The following is a 7,665-nucleotide window of genomic DNA, read 5'->3' on the forward strand; positions in this document are numbered from 1 at the left end:
CTATCGTGACCCTTTACGCCCGTTTCGCCGCGCATATCGACGCGGTGCTCGACAGCCTTGTTGCCGCAGGCGATCTGCCCGCGGATCTCGACCGCAGGAATGTGACGGTCGAGCCGCCGCGCGATGCTTCGCATGGCGATCTGGCGACCAACGCGGCGATGGTGCTCGCCAAGCCCGCGGGCGCGAATCCGCGCGCGCTCGCCGAAAAGGTCGCGGCAGGGCTCGGGGCGATCGACGAGGTTGCATCGGTCGAGGTGGCGGGACCGGGCTTCATCAACATGCGGCTGACCGATGGCACGTGGCGCGACGAGCTGGCGGCGATTGAGGATGACGGCGCCGATTATGGGCGTTCGGCCATGGGGGCCGGGCATGTGGTCAACGTCGAATATGTCTCGGCCAACCCGACGGGGCCGATGCATATGGGGCATTGTCGCGGCGCGGTGGTGGGCGACGCGCTTGCCTCGTTGCTCGAATATGCCGGTCACAAGGTGATCCGCGAATATTATGTCAACGATGCGGGCGGGCAGGTCGACGTGCTCGCGCGCTCGACGCATCTTCGCTATCGGGAAGCGTTGGGCGAGGATATCGGCGCGATCCCCGAGGGACTGTATCCCGGCGACTATCTGGTCCCGGTGGGGCAGGCGCTCGCGGCCGAGTTCGGCAGCAAATATGTCGGCGCCGCCGAAGGGGAATGGCTCAAGCTGTTCCGGACCCGCGCGGTCGCGGCGATGATCGAGATGATCAAGGCCGACCTCGCGCTGCTCGGCATCCATCACGACCTGTTCTCGTCCGAGGCCGAACTGCAGGCGGCGGGCAAGCCCGAAGCCGCGGAGAAATGGCTGCGCGAGCGCGGCTTCGTCTATGACGGGGTGCTCGAAGCGCCCAAGGGCGAGACGCCCGAGGATTGGGAGCCCGTCGAACTGCCGCTGTTCCGTTCGACGCAGTTCGGGGACGATCAGGATCGCCCGATCAGGAAGTCCGATGGCAGCTGGACCTATTTCGGCGCCGACCTCGCTTACCATTTCCAGAAGGCGCAATCGGCCGATGCGCTGATCGACATCTGGGGCGCCGATCATGCCGGCACGGTCAAGCGCATCCAGGCGGCGGTCGCCGCGCTGACCGAGGGCAAGACGCGCTTCGACGTGAAGCTGGTCCAGATGGTCCGGTTGCTGCGCGGCGGCGAGCCCGTGAAAATGTCCAAGCGCTCGGGCAATTTCGTGACGCTCGCCGATGTCGTGAACGAGGTCGGCAAGGATGTCGTCCGTTTCACCATGCTGACGCGCAAGGCCGATGCGCAGATGGACTTCGATTTCGCCAAGGTGGTGGAGGCGTCGAAGGACAATCCCGTCTTCTACGTCCAGTATGCGCATGCCCGCATCCGCTCGGTCAACCGCAAGGCGGCCGAGACGGGGATCGTTTGCGAAAAGGCCGATCTGTCGCTGCTCGACGGCGAGGAGCTCAAGCTCGTCAAGCTGGCGGCGCAATTCCCGCGGATCGTCGAAAGCGCGGCGTTTGCGCGCGAGCCGCACCGCATCGCGTTCTATCTTTTCGACCTGGCGGCGGCGTTCCACGCGCTGTGGAACATGGGCAACGACGCGCCCGAACGCCGCTTCCTTATGGCGAATGATCCGGCGACGACATGCGCAAGGCTTTTCCTTGCCAACGCGATCGGGCAGATTATCCGCAACGGGCTGGCGATCATGGGGGTAGCCGCCGTCGAGGAGATGCAGTGATGAGCGATTACGGGCGCGGGGGGCTGGACCTGCGCGACGAGGACCGGTTGCCCTGGCTCGAGGCGGTGGAGGATGTCGGGGAAGACCGGCCCGCTGTTTCCTCGATGAAGCTGGTGGGCGGCGTGGTCGCGGCGCTGGCAGCGCTGGGCATCGTGATCGCGGGCGTATCGTGGGTCCGCAACCGCGATTCGGGCACCGAGGGCGACGGTTCGCTGATCCAGGCACCCGCGGGCGACTATAAGGTGAAGCCCGAGGCACCGGGCGGCATGAAGGTCGAGGGGCAGGGCGATGCCAGTTTCGCGACGAGCGAAGGCGCCGAAGCGACGGGCAAGATCGACACCGCGGCACTACCCGAAGCACCCGTCCAGGGGCAGGTGGTGAAGGAACCCGCGCAGCGCACCGAACGCGCCGCAGCGCCGGTGGCGACGGTCAAGGTGGCCGAGGGCGGCAGGCTGCCCGCACCTGCGCCCGCAAAATCCTCGATGCCTCTGCCCGTGGGCGTGGGCCCGGGCGGTTCGCTGATCCAGCTGGGCGCCTATGGCAATGAGGCACTTGCGAATGCGGCTTGGACGCGGATGAGCAAGCGCTTCCAGTTCATCGCGGACCTGCCCAGGACGATCGTCCCGGTGAAGGTTGGCGAAAACACGCTGTACCGCCTGCGCGTCAACGCAGGATCAAGTGGACAGGCAGCCGAGCTTTGCGGCAAGCTGAAGGTGGCGGGGGAGAATTGTCTCATCGCGGCCAATTGAGGGTGATGGCGTTTCAATGAAGCCGGTGATTTTCGGGCTGTCGGGCGAGGTTCTGACCGCCGACGAGCGCAGTTTCTTCAGGGACGCCGATCCCGCCGGCTATATCCTGTTCAAGCGCAATGTCGTCGATCGCGATCAGGTACGCAGGCTTACAGACGAGTTGAGGTCGATCGACGGACGCGACGACCTGCCCATCCTGATCGATCAGGAGGGCGGGCGCGTCGCCCGGATGCAGCCGCCCGTCTGGCCCAAATTTCCCGCGGGCGAACCCTTTGGCGCGCTTTACGAGAAGGCGCCGGCCTCGGCGATCGAGGCGGCGCGCGCCAATGCCGAGGCGATCGCGCTCACGCTGTCGGAAGTCGGGATTACGGTCGACTGTCTGCCGCTGCTCGACGTGCGCCAGCAGGGCGCGAGCGACGTGATCGGCGACCGTTCCTTTGGCAGCGATCCGATGCGCGTGGCAGCACTTGGCCGCGCTGTGCTCGACGGGCTGAGGCGCGGCGGGTGCGTCGGCGTCGTCAAGCATATGCCGGGCCATGGTCGTGCGCTGGTCGACAGCCATCTGAAGCTGCCCGTTGTCGAGGCAAGCGATGACGAGCTGGAAATCGACATCGCGCCGTTCCGTACATTGAAGGACGCGCCGATGGGGATGAGCGCGCACATCGTCTACAAGGCATGGGACCCCGAACGCCCCGCGACGCTTTCGCCGATCGTGATCGAAAAGATCATCCGCGGCCGCATCGGCTTCGACGGGCTGCTGATGACCGACGACATCGACATGAAGGCGCTGTCGGGTAGGACGGGAGAGAAGGCGTCCGCGGCGGTGGCTGCGGGGTGCGATCTCGTGCTCGACTGCTGGGGGCGGATGGACGAGATGATCGATATCGCCGGTGCCCTCGACGAGATCCGTCCCGAGTCGCGCGCGCGGCTGGACCGCGCGATGGCGACGATCGCGGGCGATCCCAAGGGCGATTTCGCGGCACTGGTCGAGAAGCGTGATGCGCTGCTGGCCTATGCCTGACATCCGGGCCTCAAATCCGCTCATCCTGAGTAGAGACCGAACCTGGCGAGGACTCGTATCGAAGGACCGGCTCGGTTCGTGCTTCGATACGCCGTTTCGACAAGCTCAACGGCTACTCAGCATGAGCGGATTTTTGAGCGCTACCAGTTTATGAACCACGAGCTGTTCTTTGAAGATGAAGCGCCCGAGGTCGCGGGCGACCGGCTGACGCTGCATCTCGAAAGCTGGGAAGGGCCGCTCGACCTGCTGCTTGCGCTGGCGCGTGTGCAGAAGGTCGATCTGCGCGAAATCTCTATCCTCGCGCTGGTCGAGCAATATCTGAATTTCCTCAACGAAGCCAAGGCGCTCAAGCTCGAGATTGCGGCGGACTATCTCGTGATGGCGGCGTGGCTTGCCTATCTCAAATCCTGCCTGTTGCTGCCGCGCGATATCGAGGCCGATCCGAGCCCCGAGGAACTGGCGCTGCGGCTCCAGCTCCGGCTCCAGCGGCTCAATGCGATGCGCGAGGCGGGCGCGCGCCTCGTCGGCCGCGACCGGTTGGGGCGCGACGTCTTCCCGCGTGGTGCCCCCGAAGGTCTGCGTACGATCCGCAAGAGCCTGTGGCAGGCCGATCTCTATGAGCTGATCGCGGCCTATGGCGTGGTCAAGGCGCGCACCGCGCCCGCCTTTCACCAGGTCCAGCGTCGGCCGGTGATGACGCTGGAGGAGGCCCTGCAGCGCGTTGAGCGGCTGATCGGCGAGCGCATCGAATGGGCGGAGATCGGCAGCTTCCTGCCCGAAGGACTGGGAAGCGAGCTGAGGCGATCGGCGCTTGCCTCGAGCTTTGTCGCGGCGCTCGAGCTTGCGAAGCAGGGCCGTGTCGCGCTGAAGCAGGACGCCGCCTTCGCCCCGCTCTATATCCGGAGCACAAGGTGAACCCGCCCGACGATACCATGCGCGCGGTCGAGGCCGCGCTGTTCGCGGCCGAAGCGCCGCTGACGCTTGCCGAGATCCAGTCGCATGTCGGCCCCTCCGCCGATGTGAAGGCCGCGCTGGCGCAGTTGCAGCAGGACTATGCTGGGCGCGGCGTCGAACTCGTCGAGCGCGGCGGGCGCTGGCACTTCCAGACCGCTGCCGACCTGGCGCATATCCTGCGCCGCGAGCGCGAGGAACCGCGCAAGCTGACGCGTGCGGGGATCGAGACGCTCGCGATCATCGCCTATCACGAACCCGTGAGCCGCGCCGAAATCGAGGCGATCCGCGGCGTGCAGATCTCAAAGGGCACGCTCGATGTGCTCATGGAGGCGGGCTGGGTGCGTCCCGCCGGACGGCGCGAGGTGCCCGGGCGGCCGCTGACCTATGCGACCACACCCGACTTCCTGTCGCATTTCGGGCTGGAGAGCCGGCGCGACCTGCCGGGGATCGACGATCTGCGCGCCGCGGGTTTGCTGGACCCCGTCGATCTTGCAATCGCGGAGCTTGAACTGGAAAGCCCCGACGATAGCGACTAGATAGGGTCTGTGTTTGTCATCGTTTTTGCATGAAGCTGTCGCAAAGCGCCGCGTCGCATTGGACGAATCGTGCTTCGAGGAGAAAATAAATGGGTGGTCTGAGCCTTTGGCATTGGCTCGTGGTCGGTGTCGTCATCCTGCTGCTTTTCGGCAAGGGACGCTTCTCGGACATGATGGGTGACGTCGCAAAGGGCATCAAGAGCTTCAAGAAGGGCATGAGCGAGGACGACGAGGTGCCCAAGCCCGTCGTGGCGCCCAGGATCGAGACGCAGAAGACCGTCGAGCCGACGGTCGAGCAACAGGCTCGCCCCGTTGGCGAGGATCGTCCGGCCAGCTGAGCCGACGGCACTTGCCGCCTTCTGCGTGTAGGATTACCGGGCTCGCATGTTCGATATCGCACCGACCGAATTGCTGCTGTGCGCGATCGTCGCGCTGCTGGTGATCGGTCCCAAGGATCTGCCCAAGGCAATGCGGACGGTCGGCCATTGGGTCGGCCGCGCGCGCGGCGTTGCGCGCCATTTCCGTGCAGGCTTCGATACCATGGTGCGCGAAGCCGAACTCGAGGAAATGGAGAAGAAGTGGCGCGAGGAGAATGAGCGCATCATGCGCGAGCATCCTCCCGAGCCTGGCATTGTCGATTCCGCGCCCCAGCTCACGCCGCAACCCGAGATCACCGACGCGCCCGCAGCACCGCCGCCCGCAGCTGAGCACAACGATGCGGCACCCGAACCCGAAAAGGCGAAGCCCGAGCATCCAGCGGGACAGCTCGACTTCGGGCTTGATGCGGACAAGCCGCAATGAAGGACATTGATGACACGCGCGCGCCGTTGCTCGAACACCTGATCGAACTGCGAAGGCGCCTGCTCTGGTCGGTCGTCGCGCTTGGTCTCGCCTTCGCCGTCTGCTTCTATTTTGCGAGGCCGATCTTTTCCTTCCTCGTCCAGCCGCTGGTCGCAGCAGGGCAGGGCAAGATCATCTACACCCAGGTGTTCGAGGCGTTCTTCGTCCAGATCAAGGTCGCGTTGTTCGCGGCGATGATGGTCGCTTTTCCCGTGATCGCGACGCAGCTCTGGCAGTTCGTCGCGCCGGGCCTCTACCGGCAGGAGAAAAAGGCGCTGTTGCCCTTCCTGGTCGCCACGCCGGTGCTGTTTCTGGCCGGCGCCTCGCTTGCCTATTTCTTCGCGGTTCCGATGGCGTTGCGCTTCCTGCTGAGCTTTCAGGGCGATCTGGGCGGCATCGAGCAGGAAGCCTTGCCCGCCGTCGGCAACTACCTCTCCTTCATCATGCAGTTCATCATGGCCTTCGGCATCGCCTTTCTGACGCCGGTGCTGCTGATGCTGCTCGAACGCGCGGGCATCGTCACCCGCCAGCAGCTTGTCGGGGCGCGGCGATACATGATCGTGGTCGCGTTCGTCATCGCTGCGGTGTTCACGCCGCCAGACGTCGTCTCGCAGCTCACCCTCGCGATACCGCTGGTCCTGCTCTACGAGATCACGCTCGTGACAATCTGGTTTACCGAGAAGCGGCGCGCGCGCCAGAATGCGCTGCCCGAGAAATAGAATGGGCCGCGTCGTCTGAGCGCGGCCCGAGCATTTCAGTGGTCGTTCAGTCGATGGCGTCTTCGCCCGCCTCGCCAACCGATTTGATATCCTGGCCGGCACCCTGGACGGTGTTGCAGGCGGATACGAGCAAGCTGCTCGCGACCATGAAAAACGCCAGATACTTGCGGATCATCTCATCCTCCGAATTAAGCCGCGCAAATGCGGCTATCGGTCAGACAATGCTCTGAAAGCGGATTCGGTTCCGAAATGAGAATCCCGCTTCACCAGACAAAAATGAGGCCCGAACATGCCACCGGGGGGGAGGGGGTTGGCATGTCCGGGCCCTTGTCTTGGATAGCGAGAGCGGGGGGGCAAAAGGTCACTATCCAAATTCCAAAACGGGCGGGGCGCGTTTTGGTTCCGCGCCAGGCGCAAATTTTTTCGAGAATCTTCGTCTTCGAGAAATACGTTCCAACACCGACATTTAAGCGGATAGCGCGTCGCCGATTGTCGGGAGGCTCAGCGAATATTCGCCGATTTTCTCGTCGCGGTGGAGCGGTGACCGGAGCTGGCGCGAAAGCCCTTCGATCACCCGGCCGAACCGGTCGAACTGCGGTGTGTCCAGAGCCGCGCTCCCGGCGAGCGCCGCCGAAGATATCGAAAGGCGGGCCTGGCTGGTGTCGACGCGTCGCAATGCGACCGTGATCCTGGCACGCGGATCTTCGCTCATGGCGAGTTCGATGAGTTCGGTCAGCAGAAACGCCACGGGCACCGCGACGTCCTGCGTGACAGAGCAGGTCGCCAGATCGAGAGTGATGGCGGGACCGTGCTCGCCCTCGGGCACCGAGGCGCGCAGATTCTGGGCGAGTTCGCCGATCAGCTTGCGCAGCTCGACGCCGCGATTCTCCTCCAGTTCGGCAAAGTGGTTGCGATGGACCACCGAGAGCGCGTCGACGCGGCGCTGGATCGAGGCATAGGCGCGCGCGACATCGGGTGCGCTGGCGCCGCGCGCATGGAGATTGATCAGGCTGGCGATGACCTGAAGATTGTTCTTCACCCGGTGATGTACCTCGCGCGTCAGGCGCGTCTGGCGCGCGAGTCCTTCTGCGAGTTCGGCTTCGTGGGTCGAGA

The 7,665-nt window shown here is 64.8% G+C and carries 10 protein-coding genes; 8 read left to right on the forward strand and 2 right to left on the reverse strand.

Annotated features, from left to right (window positions below; genetic code table 11):
* Window positions 1-5 precede the first annotated feature (5 nt).
* The 8 genes from argS to tatC all read left to right on the forward strand — a co-directional run bounded on the left by argS (window position 6) and on the right by tatC (window position 6,552).
* On the forward strand, window positions 6-1,733 hold the full coding sequence (gene argS, locus MKI88_RS17470; protein WP_241632832.1) for an arginine--tRNA ligase: 1,728 nt from the start codon (window positions 6-8) through the stop codon (window positions 1,731-1,733).
* Window positions 1,733-2,482, forward strand: coding sequence for an SPOR domain-containing protein (locus MKI88_RS17475; protein ID WP_241632833.1), 750 nt, complete (start codon window positions 1,733-1,735; stop codon window positions 2,480-2,482). Before argS ends, MKI88_RS17475 begins: the two co-directional genes overlap by 1 nt.
* 16 nt (window positions 2,483-2,498) lie before the next feature.
* Complete coding sequence (gene nagZ, locus MKI88_RS17480; RefSeq protein ID WP_241632834.1) at window positions 2,499-3,503, forward strand: beta-N-acetylhexosaminidase; 1,005 nt, start codon at window positions 2,499-2,501, stop codon at window positions 3,501-3,503.
* A gap of 150 nt (window positions 3,504-3,653) precedes the next feature.
* Entirely contained in the window at window positions 3,654-4,418 is a 765-nt protein-coding gene (locus tag MKI88_RS17485; RefSeq protein WP_241632835.1) for a ScpA family protein, read from the forward strand.
* A 17-nt stretch (window positions 4,419-4,435) separates the two neighbouring features.
* A complete protein-coding gene (gene scpB, locus MKI88_RS17490) occupies window positions 4,436-4,993 on the forward strand; it encodes an SMC-Scp complex subunit ScpB (protein WP_241632844.1) in 558 nt (185 codons plus the stop codon).
* 89 nt (window positions 4,994-5,082) lie between these two features.
* A complete protein-coding gene (locus MKI88_RS17495) occupies window positions 5,083-5,331 on the forward strand; it encodes a twin-arginine translocase TatA/TatE family subunit (protein WP_241632836.1) in 249 nt (82 codons plus the stop codon).
* A 46-nt stretch (window positions 5,332-5,377) separates the two neighbouring features.
* Window positions 5,378-5,794 carry a Sec-independent protein translocase protein TatB gene (tatB, locus tag MKI88_RS17500; RefSeq protein ID WP_241632837.1) on the forward strand — a complete coding sequence of 139 codons (417 nt, stop codon included), beginning with the start codon at window positions 5,378-5,380 and terminating at the stop codon, window positions 5,792-5,794.
* Window positions 5,791-6,552, forward strand: a complete 762-nt coding sequence (tatC, locus tag MKI88_RS17505) for a twin-arginine translocase subunit TatC (protein ID WP_241632838.1) — start codon at window positions 5,791-5,793, stop codon at window positions 6,550-6,552. The genes tatB and tatC overlap by 4 nt, the downstream gene beginning before the upstream one ends.
* A gap of 46 nt (window positions 6,553-6,598) precedes the next feature.
* Here tatC and MKI88_RS17510 read toward each other — a convergent pair whose 3' ends face one another.
* Together MKI88_RS17510 and MKI88_RS17515 are read right to left on the reverse strand one after the other, a co-directional pair.
* Window positions 6,599-6,727: an entericidin A/B family lipoprotein gene (locus MKI88_RS17510; protein WP_241632839.1), complete on the reverse strand. Its 129-nt coding sequence runs from the start codon at window positions 6,725-6,727 to the stop codon at window positions 6,599-6,601.
* A gap of 291 nt (window positions 6,728-7,018) precedes the next feature.
* Window positions 7,019-7,665 (reverse strand): sensor histidine kinase (locus tag MKI88_RS17515; RefSeq protein WP_241632840.1); only part of this gene is annotated, 647 nt, incomplete at its 5' end.

Origin of the sequence: Sphingomonas sp. LaA6.9, from assembly GCF_022601895.1 — a bacterium.
Classification (GTDB): Bacteria; Pseudomonadota; Alphaproteobacteria; order Sphingomonadales; family Sphingomonadaceae; genus Sphingobium_A.